Here is a 19,709-nt window from a genome sequence, read left to right on the forward strand (position 1 = left end):
CTCAGCGGGGCCCGACGGGACGTGTCCCTGTGTGTGCGCTGTTTTCCGGCTGTTTCTCCTGTGTGCTGACGGGTCGTAGCCCTTCGAGCAGAGTGTCCACGACGTCCTCCGCCAAACCCTCCGGGAGGTCCGAGTCGGGGCGCAGGATCGAGCGGATCAGGAGGGGGCCGACGAACAGGTCGTTGATCAGGTTCAGGTCGCGGTCGGTGCGGAGTTCACCGTTCTCCCGGCCCCTGCGCAGGACTTCGAGGCCCATTCTGCGGCGGGGTTCGATGACGACGCCGTGGTAGAACGCCCAGAGTTTCGGGCTGCTCTTCATCTGCGCCTGCACGCTGTGGAGGATCGCCGAGGAGCGGCTCGCCAACCCCCGTCTGCGCAGGGCCTCCAGCAGGGCGACCAGGTCATCTCGCATGGAGGTGCCGGGGAGTTCGGGGTCCTCCGGCTCCGCCGCGCGGATCACGTCGACGAAGAGTTCCTCCTTGTTGCTCCAGCGGCGGTAGATCGCGGCCTTGCCGACACCGGCGGTGCGGGCGATGCGCTCGATGGAGAGCTCGGCGAGGGAGACGCCGTCTTCGAGGAGCTTCATCGTGCCCTCGATGATGGCCTGTTCGACGGCCTCGCTGCGGGGGCGGCCTCGGGGTGGGGGAGGCTTGCCGGTGTCAGTGGTCATCTGGTGATCTTCGTCCATGTGGGGGGAGGTGCGGGGGAGTGGGTGCGGCTCATACCCGGGTACGGGGTACCGGGGGTACCCAGGTACGAGGCAGCCGTCAGCTCTTCCGCGTCAACTCCTCTTCCCTCTCCTCGCCCTGAGCGTCCCCCGTCGGCTTTCCCGGCAGGAACAGCGCCACCACCACCGCGCCGATCACCGCCACCCCCGCCCCCCACACGGCAGTGACATGCATCGCGTGCAGGAACGCGTCGTCCGCCGGTCCCACCAACTGCCTTCCCTGCGGCCCCAGTTTCGCGGCCACGCCCAGCGTCGCCTCGATCGACTCGCCCGCCGTGTCCCGCAACCCGGGCGGGACGGACGTCAGATGGTCCTGGATCCCGCTGCGGTACGACGTCGACAGCACCGAGCCGAGTACGGCGATCCCGAGCGCGCCGCCGACCTGGCGGAACGTGTTGCTGAGCGCGCTCGCCGACCCCGCCTTCTCGCGCGGCAGCGCCTGCATGATGACCACCGACGTCGGCGTCATGATGTGCGCCATCCCGGCGCCCATGAGGAAGAACACGACCTCCAGCAGCCAGATCGGCGTGTCCTTCTCGAACGTCGCGAACGCGAGCAGCGTTCCGGCGATCACCACGAGCCCGCCGGTCGTCGTCGCCTTGTTGCCGAACCGGTCGACGACCAGCCGGGCGCGCGGCGCGAAGATCATCTGCGCGGCGGCCAGCGGCAGCATCAGCAGACCCGTCTCCAGCGGGGAGTAGCCGCGCACGCTCTGCGTGTAGAACACCGAGAAGAACGTCACGCCCATCAGCGCGAAGAAGACGAGCGCGATGGCCGCGATGGCCGCCGAGAACACCTTGTTCTTGAAGTACGTGATGTCGATCGACGGATGGTCGCTGCGCTTCTCGTGCAGCACGAACCCGGTCAGCACCGCGAGCCCCGTGAGGATCGTCACCAGCACCGTCGTATCGGTGAAGTCGGCCAGCTCGCCGCCCTTGATGATCCCGTACACCAGGAGTACTAGCCCGACCACCGAAAGTACGACGCCCACGGGGTCGATCCGGCCCGGGTTCGGGTCGCGGGAGTCGGGGACCAGCCACACCATCAGCGCGACCGCGATCAGCACGATCGGGACGTTGATGAAGAACACCGAGCCCCACCAGAAGTGGTCGAGCAGGACCCCGCCGGTGATCGGCCCGATCGCGATGGCGAGGCCCACGCCGCCCGCCCAGATACCGATCGCCTTCGGCTGCTCCTCACGCTCGAAGACGTTCATCAGGACGGCCAGCGTCGCCGGCATCACGAACGCCGCACCCAGCGCCATCAGCGCCCGGAACGCGATGAGTTGACCCGGCGAGGCAGACTCGGCGGCCAGCGCGGAACCGATCCCGAACACCGCGAGCCCGCCGAGCAGCACCCTCTTGCGGCCGATCCGGTCGCCCAACAGCCCGGCGGAGAACAGGAGTCCGGCGAAGACGAGGGTGTAGGCGTTGATCGCCCACTCCAACTCGCTCTGCGTCGCGCCGAGTCCGACCGGGGCCGGGGTGGAGATGGTCTTGATCGCGACGTTCAGGATCGAGTTGTCGAGCACGACGATCAGCAGGCTCAGCATCAGGACGCCGAGGATCGCCCAGCGCCGTCGGTGGACGGCTTCCGGTATGCGGGGCCCTGCGGGGGCGGCGGGAGTGGTCATACCTTCGAGCGTAGGTCTCATTCCGATACGGCACCGATCCGTATCGTTAATCCTTACCCGTCTCTTACCTGCCGGGGGTGCTCTGGCCCCCGTAGTCCTCAAGTGCGACCATGGGGGTGATCCGGGGACGCCGTAAGGGCGCCTCGAGATGACATAAGGAGCCGTTGCCATGACGCAGCTTTCGGCTGCCCCGACCAAGCCCTCCGACGGCAGCAAAGCGCTGTACGGGGGGAAGGGCACCCGCCGCATCACGGTCCGCGACATCGCCCTCGCCAAGGAGCGCGGCGAGAAGTGGCCCATGCTCACCGCGTACGACGCGATGACCGCGTCCGTCTTCGACGAGGCCGGGATCCCCGTGATCCTCGTCGGCGACTCGGCGGGCAACTGCCACCTCGGCTACGAGACGACCGTACCCGTCACCCTCGACGAGATGACCATGCTCTCGGCGGCCGTCGTGCGCGGTACGACGCGCTCGCTGATCGTCGGCGACCTGCCGTTCGGGTCGTACCAGGAGGGCCCCGTCCAGGCGCTGCGCTCGGCGACCCGGCTGGTCAAGGAGGCCGGGGTCGGCGCGGTCAAGCTGGAGGGGGGTGAGCGGTCCCACGAGCAGATCCGGCTGCTGGTCGAGTCCGGCATTCCCGTCATGGCGCACATCGGCCTGACCCCGCAGTCCGTCAACGCGATGGGCTACCGCGTCCAGGGCCGGGGCGAGGAGGCCGCCGCCCAGCTCCTGCGCGACGCCAAGGCCGTCCAGGACGCGGGCGCCTTCGCCGTCGTCCTCGAACTGGTCCCGGCGGAGATCGCCGCCGAGGTCACGCGGGTCCTGCACATCCCGACGGTGGGCATTGGCGCGGGCCCCGACACGGACGCGCAGGTCCTGGTCTGGACGGACATGCTCGGCCTGACCCCCGGCCGCGTCCCGAAGTTCGTCAAGCAGTACGCGGACCTCCGCAAGGTGATGACGGACGCGGCGAAGGCGTACGCGGAGGACGTGGTGGGCGGAACGTTCCCGCAGGAGGAGCACTCGGTGCACTGAGCCATCTCCGGCACAACAACGCAGCCCGCCGATCATCCCCCGCCGGCGGGCTGCGTCGTGCAAGCGGTTGCACGGCGTTACACCGACTCCCGCCACCCGTTCGTGATCGGCAGCCGGCGGTCCTTGCCGAAGCCCTTCGCCGAGATCTTTGTGCCCGGCGGGTACTGACGTCGCTTGTACTCGGCCGTGTCGACCATGCGCAGCGTCTTGACGACCAGCTCACGGTCGTACCCGGCGGCGGTGATCGCGTCGGCGCCCTGGTCGCGGTCCACGTACAGCTCCAGGATCGCGTCCAGGACCGGGTAGTCGGGGAGGGAGTCCGTGTCCACCTGGCCGGGGCGGAGTTCCGCGCTCGGGGGCTTCGTGATCGAGTTCTCCGGGATCGGCGGGGTCTGGCCGCGCGCGGCGGCAGCCCGGTTGCGCCACTCCGCCAGGCGGAAGATCGACGTCTTGTACACGTCCTTGATCGGGCCGTACGCCCCCACCGAGTCGCCGTACAGCGTCGAATACCCCACCGCCAGCTCGGACTTGTTGCCGGGGGCGAGGACGATGTGGCCCTCCTGGTTGGAGATGGCCATCAGCAGCGTGCCGCGCAGCCGGGACTGGAGGTTCTCCTCGGCGAGCCCGGTCAGCTCCGTGGACGCCATGTACGCGTCGAACATCGGGGCGATCGGCACCGTACGGAAGTTGAGCCCCGTCCGCCGCGCCAGCTCCGCCGCGTCCCCCTCGGAGTGGTCCGAGGAGTACTTGGACGGCATGGCGACGCCGTACACGTTGGCCGCGCCGACCGCGTCGCAGGCGATGGCCGCGACGAGCGCGGAGTCGATGCCACCGGACAGACCGATCAGCACCGACCGGAAGCCGTTCTTCTCGACGTACGCCCTGAGGCCTACCACCAACGCCGAGTAGACCTCCTCGTCGTCGTCCAGCCGCTCGGCGTACGAGCCACGCATCGTCGGCTCGTACGACGCGACCGGATCCCCCGAGAGGACTACGCGGTCGATGCGCAGCCCGTCGTCCACCACGCCCGTGGGAGCGTCGTCCGAGGCGGCGGGCAGATCGAGGTCCAGGACCACACACCCCTCGGAGAACTGGGGCGCACGCGCCACGACCTCCCCGCTCGCGTCCACCACGATCGAGTCGCCGTCGAAGACCAGCTCGTCCTGGCCGCCCATCATCGCGAGGTAGGCGGTCGTGCAACCGGCCTCCTGCGCCCGCTTGCGGACCAGTTCGAGCCGGGTGTCGTCCTTGTCGCGCTCGTACGGCGAGGCGTTGATGGACAGCAGCAGCCCCGCACCGGCGGAGCGCGCGGCGGGCACCCGGCCGCCGTCCTGCCAGAGGTCCTCGCAGATCGCGAGGGCGACATCGACGCCGCGCACCCGGATCACCGGCATCGTGTCCCCGGGCACGAAGTAGCGGAACTCGTCGAAGACGCCGTAGTTGGGCAGGTGGTGCTTGGCGTACGTCAGCGCCACCTCACCCCCGTACAGCACCGCGCCCGCGTTGCGCGGGGCGCCCGCCGGTTGGCCGAACCTCGGCTGCGCGGCATCGGAGCGGTCCAAGTAGCCGACGACGACCGGGAGTTCACCGAACCCCTCCTCGGCGAGCCGGACGGCGAGGGAGCGCAGGGCCGCGCGGGACGCCGCCACGAAGGAGGAGCGCAGCGCGAGGTCCTCGACGGGGTAGCCGGTCAGCACCATCTCCGGGAACGCCACGAGATGCGCACCCTGCTCGGCGGAGTGCCGGGTCCAGCGGAGGACCGCCTCGGCGTTGCCGGTCAGGTCGCCGACGCGGGAGTCGATCTGATTCAGAGCGAGACGAAGTTGAGGCACGTCCCTCAGTGTAATCGTCAGAGCGACGCGATGGGGTGGAGCGAGGTGTCACCCACCTCACGGTGGTACGACGGATACCTCGCGCCACCCCATCGGGAGCGCCTGCAGAACACCTACGGAGAGCCTAGAGCTCTACCTCTGGAGAGCTACTTCTTCTTGTACGACTCCACGTAACCCTTCGCGGGCGAGCCCACGCCGGTCACGTCGTCATACCCCTTGACCGCCGACAGCGAGCTGTCCTTGCCGAGGCTGCGCACGGACGTCGTGACGCCGCCCGTCGCGTCGAACCCGTTGACGAAGTCGAGGCGCGCGACCGCGAGGCCCTTGCCGGTCGGGTTGTCGGTGACGTCGTGGTACACCTTCGTGCCGGCCTTCGCGTAGATCTGCGGGTTCGCGAACCCGATCGCCTTGCCGCCGCGCGCCTGCTGGGCGAGCGCCTGGACGGCCGCGATGACCGGCGCCGCGAGCGACGTGCCGCCGATGCGGTACTCGCCGTACTGCTGCGAGCCGTCCGGGAAGGTCTGGGTCTGGCCGACCTTGAAGCCGGTGTTCGGGTCGGCGATCGCGGCGATGTCCGGGAGGACGCGGTTGCCGGCGGCGCTGTTGGCCTTGGCGAGCGTGTCCGGCACGATGCCCTTCTGGTAGAAGGGCTCGGGGACGGTCTTGCTGGTGCCGCCGCCCCCGCCGGAGGTGAACGCCCCCGGGAAGCTGGTCCAGCTCTTGCCGTCGGCCGCCAGGAGCGCCTTCTGGGTGCCCCAGCCGGTCTCCCACAGGTACTTGTCGCCCTTGCCGACCGCCAGCGAGGTCCCGCCGACCGCCGTCACCCACGCCGAGTTGGCCGGGGTCTCGACCTGCTTCTTGCCGCTGCTGAGGACCTCGTCACCGTCGTCACCCGACGAGAAGTAGAAGCCGATGCCCTCGACCGCGCCGAACTGGAACGTCTGGTCGTAGGCGGCGGCCGAGTCGGGCGTCTGGACGCCCTCCAGGTCGGCCCACGAGTTGGAGACGATGTCGGCGAGGTGGTTGTCGACGACCTTGTTCAGCGCGTCGAGCAGATCGGGGTCGGAGCAGGAGGCACCGCCGACGTACGTCACCTGCGCGTCCGGCGCGACCGCGTGCACGGCCTCGACGTCGAGGGTCTCCTCGCCGTACCAGCCGGACGCGTCGCAGTCCTCCGTGTTCGTGTACGTCTTCGGCAGCACCTGCGTGAGCTGGCCGGTCTTCCACTTCGCGTCGCCGTGCGCCTTGGCGTAGGTCTGCGCGTCGAACGCGATCGTCGGGGAGGCGTAGGCGTCCGTGATGGCGACGCGCACACCCTTGCCGGTGTACTTGCCGGCGCCGTACGCGGCACGCAGCTGCTTGCCGGTGTAACCCTGCACGGCGTACGGGATCTTCGTGCCGTACGCGTCCGGCAGCGTCTTCGCGATGTTGGAGCCGTAGTACGAGGAGAACGGGCCCGAGTTCGCGAACACCTTCCCCGGAGCGGGGAGTTGGTCCTGGGCCTTGGCGTGGTGCGGGGCGTTGTCGAGACCGGTGACGGTCAGGACGGCGCCGTTCAGCGAGGCCGGGACGGAGGCCGCCTTGGCGGGGGCGCGGTAAGTGTGCCCGTCCTTGGTGTAGTTGTGCATCTGGGTGCCGAACGCCCGCTCGGCGGAGGTGACATCGCCGCTGACCGACACGTAGTGCTGGTTCGTGCCGGTGACCTTCAGGCCCGCCTTGGTCAGCCACGCCTGGACCGCGGCCACCTGAGCCTTGGTCGCGCCGAAGCGGGCCTGCGCCTGCGGGGCGCTCAAGTAGGAGCCGTACGACGCCGAGTTCGGGTCGGAGACGGCCTTCGCGAGGGCGCTGAGGCCCTGCGCGTCGCGGCCCGCGAGGTAGACGCGGGCGTTGACCTGGGCGCTGTCCGCCGTCGAGCCCTTGTCCGCCTGCGCGGTCGCCCACGCCGGCTTGGTCCCGGCCAGCGTGTCACGGGCCGGGGTGTCCGCGGCCTGGGCCGTGGGTATACCGAGGGCCAGCGCGCCGGCGACCATCGGCAGCGCCGCCGCCAGGCTCACTCCGGCGCGCAGCGCGGCACGGTTGGATCTCATGAGACTCCCTGTCATGTGGTTCGACGAGAGCGGATCGCTCGACGTGCCGGTCACTCTCGCGATGAACGGTTCATGCCAGGGGAATGCGGGAATCAAGAGGAGACCAAGAGGAGTCCTTCTGGGGTGATTTGGCAGGTATCTCCGTGAACTGTAGGGAAAACCCTACGGTCGTGCCGCCGCGCCCCGTTCCTTGAGCATGTCCGCCATCAGCTGGATCTCCGACTCCTGCGCCGCGACCATGCCCTGGGCCAGCCGTTTCTCCACGCCGACCGCGCACTTGGAGACACAGCCCTCGGCCATGTGTACCCCGCCCTTGTGGTGGTCGGTCATCAGCTGGAGGAAGAACACCTCCGCCTGCTTGCCGTTCAGCGAACGCAGCTTGTCCAGCTCGGAGTTGGTGGCCATACCGGGCATCAGCGCGCCGTCCTTGCCGGACGCCATGTTCCCCATGCCCATCCACGTCATCGGCGCCTGCGCGGACACCTTCGGCAGCCCCCACAGGTCCAACCAGCCGATGAGCATGCCCCGTTGGTTCGCCTGCGTCTGCGCGATGTCGTAAGCGAGCCTGCGCACCTCCTCGTCGGAGGTCCGGTCCCGCACGATGTACGACATCTCCACGGCCTGCTGGTGATGTACGGCCATGTCCCGCGCGAACCCGGCGTCCGCCGAGTCCGCCGCGGGCACCGACAGCGTCCGCTCCGAGCCGTCGTCCTGCGTCACCGCGTACGCGATACCGCCGGCCGCCAGCAGCGCGGTCACCGCGGCGCCGGTGATGATCGGTCCGAGCCTCACTTCGCCAGCCCGCCCGTGCACGCGGCGCCCGGCTCCGGGGTCTGCTCGCCCTGGACGTACTTCGCGAAGAACTTGTCCACGTTCGGGTCGCTCGCCGCGGTCACCGTCCGCTGGTGGCCCCACGCCGTCAGCATGATCGGATCCGCCTGCTTGTCGTCCGGGCTCATCAGCGTGTACGGCGTCTTCTTCACCTTCGCGGCCAGCGCGTCGACGTCGGCCTTCGCGGCCTTGGTGTTGTACGTCACCCACACCGCGCCGTGCTCCAGCGAGTGCACGGCGTTCATGTCGTTCAGCGCCTCGGTGTAGACGTCACCGTTGCAGTTCATCCACACGGCGGCGTGGTCCCCGCCGACCGGCGGCACGGTGGGGTACGTCACCTTCTTGGTCACGTGCGTCCGGCCCAGCGTGCCCTTCCACGTCTTGACACCGTCCGACCCGACCTCGAACTTGCCCGACGCCTTGGCGTCGGCGACGGCCTTCGCGTCGTTGTCGTCCTTGCTCTTCTGGATGACGAAGACCCCACCGACGACGAGCCCGGCGACGACCACGACGCTCCCGGCCACCATCAGCAGCCGCCTGCGCCGCTCCCGGGCCTGCTCGGCCCGCCGCATCTCCTCTATTCGCGCCTTGCGCTCGGCACTGGCGGTCTTCTTCGCGGATCCCATGGATGTCTGTCCTTCTCGGGGCAGGGGCGGTGGGGGGTGTTCGAGGTGTTCGAGTGGGCTGATCGTAATGCGGGGAAGGGGGATGGTGTAGAGAGCCCCCACCGGATCCTCAGACCGGACCCCGGCGGGCATTACGCATACCGGTTCGAGCAGGCAAGATGGGCGGCAGAGTCGTACACCTGGCGTATGTGAGGCGTTCAGGTCCGGGCCGGACGGGCGATCATGGTCGGCAACGCGCATGAAATGGTGTTGTGGTGTGATGCTCGGGTGCCCGACCGCCTCTCGAAGGGACGCAGAGCCGGCGGCCTGACCAGCAAGGATGGGGAAGCGGAAGATGGACAAGCAGCAGGAGTTCGTGCTCCGGACACTGGAGGAGCGCGACATCCGGTTCGTACGTCTGTGGTTCACGGACGTGCTGGGCTTCCTCAAGTCCGTGGCGGTGGCCCCGGCCGAGCTTGAGCAGGCGTTCGACGAGGGCATCGGGTTCGACGGCTCGGCCATCGAGGGCTTCGCGCGCGTGTACGAGTCCGACATGATCGCCAAGCCGGACCCGTCGACGTTCCAGGTGCTGCCGTGGCGCGCCGAGGCGCCCGGTACGGCCCGGATGTTCTGCGACATCCTCATGCCCGACGGCTCGCCGTCCTTCGCGGACCCCCGGTACGTCCTCAAGCGCGCCCTCGCGCGCGCCTCCGACCTGGGCTTCACCTTCTACACCCACCCCGAGATCGAGTTCTTCCTCCTGAAGGACCGCCCCCTCGACGGGTCCCGCCCGACCCCCGCGGACAACTCCGGCTACTTCGACCACACGCCGCAGAACATCGGCATGGACTTCCGCCGCCAGGCGATCACCATGCTGGAGTCGATGGGCATCTCCGTCGAGTTCTCCCACCACGAGGGCGCGCCCGGGCAGCAGGAGATCGACCTCCGGTACGCCGACGCGCTCTCCACCGCCGACAACATCATGACGTTCCGCCTCGTCATGAAGCAGGTCGCGCTGGAGCAGGGGGTGCAGGCGACGTTCATGCCGAAGCCGTTCTCCGAGCACCCCGGCAGCGGCATGCACACGCACCTCTCCCTCTTCGAGGGCGACCGCAACGCGTTCTACGAGTCCGGCTCCGAGTTCCAGCTCTCCAAGGTCGGCCGCTCCTTCATCGCGGGCCTGCTGAAGCACGCGGCGGAGATCTCCGCCGTCACGAACCAGTGGGTCAACAGCTACAAGCGGATCTGGGGCGGTACGGAGCGCACGGCGGGCGCCGGCGGCGAGGCCCCCTCGTACATCTGCTGGGGCCACAACAACCGCAGCGCGCTGGTCCGCGTCCCGATGTACAAGCCCGGCAAGACGGGCTCGGCCCGCATCGAGGTCCGCTCCCTGGACTCGGGCGCGAACCCGTACCTGGCGTACGCGCTACTCCTGGCAGCAGGCCTGAAGGGCGTCGAAGAGGGCTACGAACTCCCCGCAGGAGCGGAGGACGACGTCTGGGCCCTCTCGGACGCGGAACGCCGCGCCATGGGCATCGAACCCCTCCCGCAGAACCTCGGCGAGGCGCTCTCGCTGATGGAACGCAGCGACCTGGTCGCGGAGACGCTGGGCGAACACGTCTTCGACTTCTTCCTGCGCAACAAGCGGCAGGAGTGGGAGGAGTACCGGTCCGAGGTGACCGCGTTCGAACTGCGGAAGAACTTGCCGGTGCTGTAAGCGGCGCCGGACGTCCGAGAGGGGCCCACCCAGGTGATGCGGTGGGCCCCTCTCGGGCTGTCAGGACGGCCCGGGGTCGAAGATCTCGTGTCCGCCGACCCGGCGCCAGATGACGTGCGGTTCGCCCTTGCGGAGTTCGTCCCCGTACTGCCAGGTGGCACGCCCGTCGGGAGCCCACGTCATTTCCATGACGGGATGCTCGCCTTCAGGGAGCCGTACTCCCTGGACCGGCTTGACCCGGAGGCCCGGCCGGAACCGCCCGGTGGTCACGTCCGGTACGAACTTGTTCCGGACGGTGTCCTCGAACCGCTCCCGCTCCTGTGCGGTGAGCTTCCGAAAGTCACGGACGAACCGGGAGGTCGTCTCGAAAGTCGGCAATAGGGCCTCCGGGTGCTTGGTTCAGCTCTCCTCGCCGAGGTGCGTGAACATGTCGTCCACGTCCTCGTGGCGGGTCGTGCGTCCGGCCGCGATGTCCTCGCTCGCCTCGCGCTCGCCTGCCTGCCAACGCTCCGTCCAGAACCATGCCTGGTCGGTGCGGATCTTCCGCAGTCCGTGGACCTCGACGACACCTGCGTCGTTGATCTCGAACTCAAGCTCGTCACCTGGGGAGACCCCCAGTGCTTCACGTACGCCCACAGGCAGTGTCAGTTGACCCTTCTCACGGACGCTGGCCTGGAATGTCACCGACGTCATGGGCGACCTCCCTCTCTCCGGACTTCGAGAGTACAACGCACTCTCCCACTTTCCAACTTTCTTACTTGGTGAATGTCGGAGACACCGCCGCCTTGCTGATCAGCCTCGGTGTCCCCGTGCCGTCCGCCCGCATCTCGTACAGGTCCGCCCCGTAGTCCCCAGGTAGGGCGTAGACGACGGTGTGGTCGTCCTTCCAGACCGTCTGGTCGTCGACGCTTCGGGGCTCTGACAGGGGGGTTTCGCGCATCGTCCGCAAGTTCAGGACGTACAGGTGCCACGGTGCGTCCTTCGAGAGGCCGGGGACGCGTTTTTTGTACGCGATGCGGGTGCCGTCGGGGGAGAGGGACGGGCATTCGACGTTCTCGTGGAGGGTCGTTGCCGTGCGGGTGCGGAGGTCGCCCCGGATCAGGTACGTCTTGCCCTTGCTCGCCATCGTCGCGTAGAACGTGCGGTCGTCCGGCGCGAAGGTCACCCCCCAGAAGTTGACGTCGGGGGAGGCGTACGCGTGCCCGTTCTTCACCACCTCGAAGTCCTCCAGCGTCGGGATCAGGGCGCCCGTGCGCGTGTCCACGATCGCCGTGCGGGTCGAGAAGTTCGTGCCCGCGTAGGAGTCGCCGCCGACGAACGCGGTCCACGCCGCGAAGTGACCCGTGGGGGAGACGCGGGCGCGCGAGGGGATGCCGGGGACGTCGTACCGTGAACGTTCACGGAGCGACGCGTCCAGGATCAGCGCACGGTACGTGTCGGAGACGGCACCGTGAACTGCCTGGAGGCATACGCCGGTTGAGCCGGCGGCGTAGAAGCGCAGGCACTTGACGCCGGACGCGGTACGGGGCCCGCCGGGGTCACCGGCCGGCACGGACGTCACCTCGTCCCGATGCGGCCCCCACGCCAGGTTCCGGAAGACCATCCGCCCGGCAGAGGCCAACGACACCGCCCCGGACGACACCGAGGGTCCCCCCGCCTGCACCTGGTCCCGCCGCTCCGCGCGAGCCGACGCGTGCAGCACCGACGCCACCGCGACCCCCGCCAGCACGAGCACCGCACAGCAAAGCACCAGAAACCGGTTACGCACACTCATGTCGTGTCCCCAGGTCGCAGCAGGGTCAGAGAGACGCCCGCGCACAGCGCCAGCGCGAGGGCCGAGACGCCGAGCGCCGTCCGGTCCCCCCACACCGTCCACATCGCCCCGAACCCCAGTGAGCAGGCAAAACGCGCGAGCGCCTGCCCGGTCTGGACGAGCGCGAGCCCGGACGAGCGCAGCTCCTCGGGCACGCTGTCGGAGGCGGCGGCCATGAGGACCCCGTCGGTGGCGGCGTAGAAAGCGCCGTGCAGCAACAGCACGAGATACGGCAGCACGGCACTGTGCCAGGAGGCCAGCAGGACGACGTACGCCGCGAGCAGCGCCGCGTGCCCGGCGAGGAACACGCGCCACCGCCCGACCCGGTCCGCGACCCTGCCGAGCGGCAGCGCCAGCAGCAGGAACGCCGCCGCCGTACCGAGCGGGAGCAGCGCGAACCAGCGGTCGGGTACATCGAGCCGGCGTTGCAGCAACAGGTAGACGAAGGAGTCGCTGACCGTGGCGAGCCCGAGCAGCAGCGCGCAGATCGTCGTACGGCGCAGAGTGCGGTGCCGCAGGAGCGCCAACGCCGCGCGCAGGGTGGGCCGTTGGGCTTCGGGGACGCTCGCCGCCCGGCCGCCGGGCACGAACAGCACCAGGACCAGCACACCCGTCACGGCGATACAGAAACTGACGGTGAAGACGGCGTCGTACCCGTCGACCGTGGCCCGCAGGATCAGGAACGCGGCCAGGGGGCCGAGCAGCGCGCCGGCCGTGTCCATCGCGCGATGTACCCCGAAAGACCTACCCCGGTTCTCGGGGGTGGAGGAGAGGGAGATGAGGGCGTCACGGGGCGCGGTGCGCAGCCCTTTGCCGGTGCGGTCCGCCGCGAGTACTAGCCCGATGGGGGTAAGTGTGTGTACCAGAAGTAGCAGGGGCTTGCAGGCCGCCGAGATGGCGTAACCCAGTCCCGCCACCCACTTGTGGCGCCCGCCGCCCCGGTCCGCGAGATGCCCGCCGACGAGGCGTACGACGGCGGAGAAGCCGTTGTAGACGCCGTCGAGGAGCCCGAAGCCCAGCGGGGACAGGCCGAGGCCCGCGACCAGGTAGAGGGGGAGGACGGCCGTCACCATCTCCGACGACACGTCCGTGATCAGGCTGACCGCGCCGAGCGCGAACACGGTGGGGGCGACCCGCGCCCCCACCGAGGCGGACGCCGGCGCCTTGTCCGTCGTACTCGCGCGGCTGTCCGCTACGTACACCTCAGGACGCCCAGATCCCGGTGATGTCCTCGGCGTCGGCCGCGTTGCCCGCGTGGGTATTAATACCTTGGGTGTCCTCGATCGTACGCAGCAGGTCGTAGTGGTTGTACGTGGTGGAGGAGGACGACCCCGGGGTGACCGGCTGGCCGTACAGCACCGTCGGGATGCGGTTGCCGGAGAGGCGGTTGTCCTCGTCGAAGGTGACGACGAGCAGGCTGTTGTGGGTCTTGGCCCAGGTCGCGTACGCGCCCAGGTTGTTCTTCAGCCAGGTGTCACCGGTCGACACGGAGCAGTCGTGCATGTCGCTGCACAGGTTCGGGACGACGAAGGAGACGTCCGGCAGCGTCGTGAAGTCCGTCGGGAACTGCGCGAACGTCTTCGCGGTGGAGGTCGGTACGTTGCTGAACCCGAACCACGGGTTGTGCTTGCGCGCGTAGTTGCCGCTGCTGCACGTCGTCGAACCCTGGCTCGGCAGCGTCTCGTTGTAGCTCGCCCAGGTGCCGCCCGCCGCGATGACCTCGGAGGCGAGGTTCGGCGCGGAGGAGAAACCGGGGGAGTAGCAGCTGTCGTCGGTGACGCCCTGCGTCGAACCGGAGAACAGGGCGAAGTAGTTGGGCTGGCTCGGGTGGGTCTCGCCGAACGACTGCGACAGGTTGGCGCCGCCGGTCTTCAGCGAGTTGAGGTACGGCGCGCTGGACGAGCCGATGACCTGGCTGTAGGCGTGGTTCTCGAAGACCACGACGACCACGTGGTCCGGGCTCGGTACGGCGCCGGCGGCGTGCGCGGAGCCGCCGGCCCCGATGCCGGTCCACAGGCCGAACGAGGCGGCGGCGAGGGCGGCGGAGGCGGCCAGGGTCGTACGGGCACGGCGGAAGGGGGTACTGCCGGACACATCATCCTCCGGTGGGGGGAGTACGGGAGAGGTACGGAGCTGGCATGACAGTGCGGGCAGATCATGTACACGCCAGAGTGCTCCCTGGCGACATCACCCGTCCAGCCGGATGAAGAGCGAGTGAACTGATGGCACGCCCTCCGCCCTGTGAGACGCGGCCTCCGGACCGGGGCTCCTCTCCCCCTTGAGGGTTAGTCTCGAAGTCGTACGACCTTGATCAGACGGAGGAGGCCGGGCATGACGGGGCTGGGGCGCAGGAGCAGTACGTTCTCCCGTCTGCTGAGGCACGGGTTCACCGACCCCTCCGCCGCCGAACGCCTCCTGGACGGCGCCGAACTCGCCGGTGTCCGCAACGACCCGGTCCTCCTCGAAGCCCTCGGCGCCACCGCCGACCCCGACCTCGCCCTCCAGGGCCTCGTACGGCTCCTGGAGTCGCAGCCCGGTCCCACCGCCCGCCGCGAACTGCTGGACACGGTGATAGCGGCCAAGCCCCTGCGCGACCGCCTCCTCGGAGTGCTCGGCGCCTCGGCGGCCCTCGCCGACCACCTCGCCCGCCACCCCCGAGACTGGGAGGTCCTGGTCACGTACGAGCCCCGGGATCTCCACCCCGGGGTGGAGGAGTTCGAGCGCGGCCTCGCGGAGGCCACCGACCCCGTCTCCCTGCGCGTCGCCTACCGCCGCTGCCTCCTGTCGATCGCCGCCCGGGACGTCTGCGGCACGACGAACATCACCGAGACCGCCGCCGAACTCGCCGACCTCGCGACGGCGACCTTGCGCGCGGCCCTCGCCATCGCCTGCGAGGCCGCCCCCGGCGACGCCGAGGCCTGCCGCCTCGCGGTCATCGCGATGGGCAAGTGCGGCGGCCACGAGCTCAATTACGTCTCGGACGTGGACGTCATCTTCGTCGGCGAGGCCGCCGAGGGCGCCGACGAGGGCAAGGCCCTGCGCTCGGCCACGAAACTCGCCTCGCACATGATGCGGATCTGCTCCGAGACGACCGTCGAGGGCACGATCTGGCCGGTCGACGCCAACCTCCGCCCCGAGGGCCGCAACGGCCCCCTCGTGCGCACCCTCAGCAGCCACCTCGCCTACTACCAACGCTGGGCGAAGACCTGGGAGTTCCAGGCCCTCCTCAAGGCCCGCCCGGTCGCCGGTGACCTCGACCTCGGACGGCAGTACGTCGAGGCGCTCGCCCCGATGGTGTGGCAGGCCTCCGAGCGCGACAACTTCGTCACCGACGTCCAGAAGATGCGCCGCCGTGTCGTCGAGAACATCCCCGCCGCCGAGGTCGAACGCGAACTGAAGCTCGGACCCGGCGGCCTCAGGGACGTCGAATTCGCCGTGCAGATGCTCCAGTTGGTGCACGGCAGGGCGGACGCGTCCCTGCGCAGCGGCACGACGCTGGACGCGCTGCGGGCGCTCGCCGAGGGCGGCTACATCGGCCGCGCCGACGCCGTACAGCTCGACGAGGCGTACCGCTTCCTGCGCACCATGGAGCACCGCATCCAGCTCTACCGCCTGCGCCGCACGCACCTCGTCCCCGAAGCAGAGGAGGATCAGCGGCGGTTGGGGCGCTCGCTCGGGATGCGGTCCGAGCCGGTCACCGAGCTGAACCAGGAGTGGAAGCGCCACTCCGGAGTGGTCCGGCGCCTGCACGAGAAGCTGTTCTACCGGCCGTTGCTCGACGCGTTCGCCCAACTCGGCCCAGGCGAAGCCAGGTTGAGTCCCAAGGCGGCCCGCGAGCGGATGGTGGCCCTCGGCTACGCCGACCCGGCGGCGGCCCTCAGGCATCTGGAGGCGCTGGCGTCCGGCGTCTCCCGCAAGGCCGCCATCCAACGGACGCTGCTGCCCGTCCTGTTGGGCTGGTTCGCCGACTCCGCCGACCCGGACGCCGGACTCCTCAACTTCCGTAAAGTCTCGGACGCGCTCGGCAAGACCCCTTGGTATCTGCGCCTGTTGAGGGACGAGGGCGCCGCCGCCGAGAACCTCGCCCGCGTCCTGTCCGCTGGACGCCTCGCCCCCGACCTCCTCATGCGCGCCCCCGAAGCGGTCGCCCTCCTCGGCGACGGCGACGACCTGGAGCCGCGCGGGCGGGCCCAGTTGGAGCAGGAGGTACTGTCCGGCGTCGGCCGCGCCGAGAGCGGCGAGGCCGGGGTGCGCGTCGCACGCGGCGTCCGGCGCCGCGAGCTGTTCCGTACGTCCGCCGCCGACATCGTCGACACCTACGGCACCGAGACCAAGCCCGCCGAGGCCGACCAGGGCGCCCTCGTCGACCGGGTCGGCGCCGCCGTCTCCGACCTCACCGCCGCGACCCTCGCCGGGACCCTGCGCTCGGTCGTGCGGGACGGGTGGGGCGACACCCTGCCGACCAGGTTCGCCGTCATCGGCATGGGCCGGTTCGGCGGACACGAACTCGGCTACGGCTCCGACGCCGACGTGCTCTTCGTCCACGAACCCCGCGAGGGAGTCGACGAGCGCGAGGCGTCCGAGGCCGCCAACCGGGTCGTCTCCGAGATGCGCCGGCTCCTCCAAGTCCCCAGCGCCGACCCGCCGTTGCTGATCGACGCCGACCTGAGGCCCGAGGGCAAGTCGGGGCCGCTGGTCCGGACGTTCAAGTCGTACGAGGCGTACTACCGGCGCTGGTCGCTGGTCTGGGAGTCGCAGGCCCTGCTGAGGGCCGAACCCGTCGCCGGTGACGAGGAGTTGGGGCGCCGGTTCATCGACCTCATCGACCCCCTGCGCTACCCCGCCGAAGGGCTCGGCGACGACGCCGTGCGCGAGATCCGGCGCCTCAAGGCCCGCATGGAGTCCGAGCGGCTGCCGCGTGGCGCCGACCCCAAACTCCACGCCAAGCTCGGGCCCGGCGGGCTCTCCGACGTCGAGTGGACCGTGCAGCTCATCCAGATGCGGCACGGCTGGGCCGAGCCGGGCCTCAGGACGACCCGCACCCGCGAGGCCCTCGCGGCAGCGTGTGCGGCCGGCCTGCTCGGCGCGGAGGAGGCCGAAATCCTGGACGAGGCCTGGGTGTTGGCGTCCCGGGTGCGCAACGCCGTGATGCTGGTGCGGGGGCGGGCCGCGGACACGTTCCCCACCGAGGCTAGGGAACTCGCCGCTGTGGGGCGGTACTTGGGGTACGCGGCCGGTCATGTGGGGGACATGCTGGACGCCTACCGGCGAACCACGCGGCGGGCGAGGGGAGTTGTCGAGGAGCTGTTCTACGGGGGGTAGCCGGTCCCGGCGCTTTGGCGGTACGCCTCCGGGTCAGCGCCACCCCGGCCAGGATCACGACCATCCCCGCCAACACCCTCGGCGTCAAAGGCTCGTCGAGCAGCAGCGCGCCCAGCGTCAGGGACACCACCGGGAGCAGATAACCGACCGTCGCCGCACTGGTCGGCCCCTCCTCGGCGATCATCTGATAGTTGAGGTAGAAGGTCACGCCCGTCGCCAGCACGCCCAGTGCCAGAAGCGCCAACAGCCCTGTCACGTCGGCCTTTACGGGTCCCGCGAACGGCACCGCAAGCCCGCTCCACGCGGTCGCTGTGAGGAGTTGAGCCGCCGAGACCGCGAGCGGGGCGTCGTTGGGTGTGAGCGTGCGTGCCATGTAGGCGAAAGCGATCGCGTAACTGGCCCCCGCTCCCAGCAGGAACAGTGCGTCCCAGCTCAACAGGGACCCGCCGCTCTGCCAGGGTGCGAAGACCAGCAGCACCCCGCCGAAACCGAGCACCAGCCCCGACACCCGACGTCTCTCCGCGCTCCCCAGCAGCATCCCGATCACCAGTGACCACAAGGGAGTTGTCGCGTTCATCACCCCCGCCGTCCCCGAGTCCACCGTCCGCTGACCGAGGCTGAACAACGCGAACGGCACCGCGTTGCAGAACAGTGCGGCGACCACGAGATGCCCCCACACCCGCCGCGTTCGCGGCAGCCGCTGCCCCGCCCGCCATGCCAGCGCCAGCAGCACGGCCGCCCCCAGCGCGCACCGCCCGACGGTGATCTGTACCGGCGTGAGCCCGTGGTCGAGCGCGAGTTTGATCCAGAGGAAGGCCGACCCCCACAGCAGAGCCAGGGCCGCCATACGGAAGGTAGGCATGCCCACAACAGTCGCCGCCCCGACCTGTCAGGACAAGTGAAAGATCCAGCATGAACCCTTAAGCTGGACTGCATGATAGACGTCCGGCGCATGCAGATCCTCCGCGCGGTCGTGCACAGCGGCTCCGTCACCGCCGCCGCGCGCGCCCTCGACTACACCCCCTCCGCCGTCAGCCAGCAGATCGCCGCGCTGGAGAAGGAGACCGGTACGGCACTGCTGGAGCGGGTCGGCAGAGGCGTACGGCCCACGGCGGCAGGCGTGTTGCTCAGCGAGCACGCCGAACTCGTCGCGAAACAGCTCGACTTGGCGGAGTCGGACCTCGCCGACCTCCTCGCGGGCCGCACGGGGCGCCTCGCGGTGCGGTACTTCGCGACGGCCGGCGCCTACCTCGTCGCCCCCGCCGTCGCGGACGTCCGCCGCGAACACCCCGGCGTACGCGTCGAGTTGAGGCTCACCGACATCACCCACCACCTCGCGGCGGTCCGCGACGGTCACGCCGACGCCGTACTCGTCGTGGGGGAGGAGCAGTGCGAGGGCGTGCGCGTGCTGCCGCTGCTGGACGATCCGTACGTCGTCGTCCTCCCCGCAGGGCACCCGGCGGCGGAGCTGGACGCCGTCGACCTGGCCTCGCTCGCCGGTGAACCGTGGGTCGGCAGCGAGTGGCCGGGCCCCTGCCTCGACGCGCAGCTCGCCGCGTTCGCCGACGCCGGGTTCCGGCCGGAGTTCGCGGTCGACAGCGAGGACTACGTCACCGCGCAGGGCTTCGTCGCGGCTGGCCTGGGTATCGCCCTGATCCCACGCCTGGGCCTCGGCGCGGCCCGGGCCGACATCGCCGTACGCCCCCTGGCGGGGACCCCGGCCGCGCGCCGGATCTGCGTCGGGGTACGGGAGGGGGCGGAGACGACGCCGGCGCTGCGGACGTTCGTACGGGCGCTCAGGCGGGCGGCCGGGTCCGGGCGGGAGGGGTAGGCGCGTTCGCGCTGAGCTGCCGTGCAGGGGCAGGGGCAGGGGCAGGGGCAGGGGTTCAGGGCGCGGGGCCTCGGGTGTGAGGCGGGTGCCGCTGCCGACGCGCTGTCGAGCCTCGGAGCCTGTGTCGCATCCCCGGCCGGGCGCCCGCCGCCTGGCACGCACTCCCCCAAGCTCTGCGAGCAGGGGGACCCCCAGCGGCGTCGCCGAAACGCCCACGTGGCTCCTCCCTCAAGCTCTCGGTTTCGCTCGACCAGGGGGCACCCCCATCGCGGACG

Annotated in this window: 15 protein-coding genes and 1 pseudogene; 4 read left to right on the forward strand and 12 right to left on the reverse strand. The window is 70.0% G+C overall.

Translation table 11 applies throughout. From position 1 onward, the window contains the following. Position 1: 1 nt before the first annotated feature. Entirely contained in the window at positions 2–670 is a 669-nt protein-coding gene (locus J8M50_RS12460) for a TetR/AcrR family transcriptional regulator (protein ID WP_010357518.1), read from the reverse strand. 97 nt (positions 671–767) lie between these two features. Further along, positions 768–2,360 carry an MFS transporter gene (locus J8M50_RS12465; RefSeq protein WP_010357517.1) on the reverse strand — a complete coding sequence of 531 codons (1,593 nt, stop codon included), beginning with the start codon at positions 2,358–2,360 and terminating at the stop codon, positions 768–770. Positions 2,361–2,529: 169 nt separating this feature from the next. Between J8M50_RS12465 and panB the strand changes: the two genes are divergently transcribed. Further along, complete coding sequence (gene panB, locus J8M50_RS12470) at positions 2,530–3,396, forward strand: 3-methyl-2-oxobutanoate hydroxymethyltransferase (RefSeq protein WP_010357516.1); 867 nt, start codon at positions 2,530–2,532, stop codon at positions 3,394–3,396. A 77-nt stretch (positions 3,397–3,473) separates the two neighbouring features. On the opposite strand, the gene J8M50_RS12475 is transcribed toward panB, so the two are convergent. The 4 genes from J8M50_RS12475 to J8M50_RS12490 all read right to left on the reverse strand — a co-directional run bounded on the left by J8M50_RS12475 (position 3,474) and on the right by J8M50_RS12490 (position 8,772). After that, the gene (locus J8M50_RS12475; protein ID WP_010357515.1) at positions 3,474–5,228 is read right to left on the reverse strand and encodes an NAD+ synthase; all 1,755 of its coding nucleotides are present in this window, start codon (positions 5,226–5,228) and stop codon (positions 3,474–3,476) included. A 146-nt stretch (positions 5,229–5,374) separates the two neighbouring features. After that, positions 5,375–7,315 (reverse strand): S53 family peptidase, encoded by a 1,941-nt coding sequence (locus tag J8M50_RS12480; protein WP_075662287.1) that lies wholly within the window; start codon positions 7,313–7,315, stop codon positions 5,375–5,377. A gap of 162 nt (positions 7,316–7,477) precedes the next feature. Beyond that, positions 7,478–8,107: a DUF305 domain-containing protein gene (locus J8M50_RS12485; protein WP_029184344.1), complete on the reverse strand. Its 630-nt coding sequence runs from the start codon at positions 8,105–8,107 to the stop codon at positions 7,478–7,480. Beyond that, positions 8,104–8,772, reverse strand: a complete 669-nt coding sequence (locus J8M50_RS12490) for a thioredoxin-like domain-containing protein (RefSeq protein WP_010357512.1) — start codon at positions 8,770–8,772, stop codon at positions 8,104–8,106. The genes J8M50_RS12485 and J8M50_RS12490 overlap by 4 nt, the downstream gene beginning before the upstream one ends. A gap of 334 nt (positions 8,773–9,106) precedes the next feature. Here J8M50_RS12490 and glnA2 point away from each other — a divergent pair, with 334 nt between their 5' ends. Then, entirely contained in the window at positions 9,107–10,468 is a 1,362-nt protein-coding gene (glnA2, locus tag J8M50_RS12495; protein WP_010357511.1) for a gamma-glutamylpolyamine synthetase GlnA2, read from the forward strand. A gap of 60 nt (positions 10,469–10,528) precedes the next feature. Here the strand turns inward: glnA2 and J8M50_RS12500 are convergent, their stop codons facing one another. From J8M50_RS12500 to J8M50_RS12520, 5 genes are all read right to left on the reverse strand, one after another. Next, positions 10,529–10,846, reverse strand: a complete 318-nt coding sequence (locus J8M50_RS12500; protein ID WP_010357510.1) for a hypothetical protein — start codon at positions 10,844–10,846, stop codon at positions 10,529–10,531. A gap of 21 nt (positions 10,847–10,867) precedes the next feature. Further along, positions 10,868–11,161: an AbrB/MazE/SpoVT family DNA-binding domain-containing protein gene (locus tag J8M50_RS12505; RefSeq protein WP_010357509.1), complete on the reverse strand. Its 294-nt coding sequence runs from the start codon at positions 11,159–11,161 to the stop codon at positions 10,868–10,870. Between the two features lie 61 nt (positions 11,162–11,222). Beyond that, on the reverse strand, positions 11,223–12,242 hold the full coding sequence (locus tag J8M50_RS12510; RefSeq protein WP_029184343.1) for a TolB family protein: 1,020 nt from the start codon (positions 12,240–12,242) through the stop codon (positions 11,223–11,225). After that, the gene (locus J8M50_RS12515; RefSeq protein WP_010357507.1) at positions 12,239–13,483 is read right to left on the reverse strand and encodes an MFS transporter; all 1,245 of its coding nucleotides are present in this window, start codon (positions 13,481–13,483) and stop codon (positions 12,239–12,241) included. Before J8M50_RS12515 ends, J8M50_RS12510 begins: the two co-directional genes overlap by 4 nt. A gap of 1 nt (position 13,484) precedes the next feature. Further along, the gene (locus J8M50_RS12520) at positions 13,485–14,375 is read right to left on the reverse strand and encodes an alkaline phosphatase family protein (protein WP_010357505.1); all 891 of its coding nucleotides are present in this window, start codon (positions 14,373–14,375) and stop codon (positions 13,485–13,487) included. A gap of 237 nt (positions 14,376–14,612) precedes the next feature. Between J8M50_RS12520 and J8M50_RS12525 the strand changes: the two genes are divergently transcribed. Beyond that, positions 14,613–17,603: a bifunctional [glutamine synthetase] adenylyltransferase/[glutamine synthetase]-adenylyl-L-tyrosine phosphorylase gene (locus J8M50_RS12525; RefSeq protein ID WP_010357504.1), complete on the forward strand. Its 2,991-nt coding sequence runs from the start codon at positions 14,613–14,615 to the stop codon at positions 17,601–17,603. Positions 17,604–17,646: 43 nt separating this feature from the next. Here the strand turns inward: J8M50_RS12525 and J8M50_RS12530 are convergent. After that, positions 17,647–18,465: pseudogene (locus tag J8M50_RS12530) on the reverse strand (DMT family transporter); the annotation flags it as partial. A 90-nt stretch (positions 18,466–18,555) separates the two neighbouring features. Here J8M50_RS12530 and J8M50_RS12535 point away from each other — a divergent pair. Then, the gene (locus J8M50_RS12535) at positions 18,556–19,434 is read left to right on the forward strand and encodes a LysR family transcriptional regulator (RefSeq protein ID WP_010357502.1); all 879 of its coding nucleotides are present in this window, start codon (positions 18,556–18,558) and stop codon (positions 19,432–19,434) included. The last annotated feature ends 275 nt before the right edge of the window (positions 19,435–19,709 follow it).

Origin of the sequence: Streptomyces acidiscabies (genome assembly GCF_020010905.1) — a bacterium.
GTDB lineage: Bacteria > Actinomycetota > Actinomycetes > Streptomycetales > Streptomycetaceae > Streptomyces > Streptomyces acidiscabies.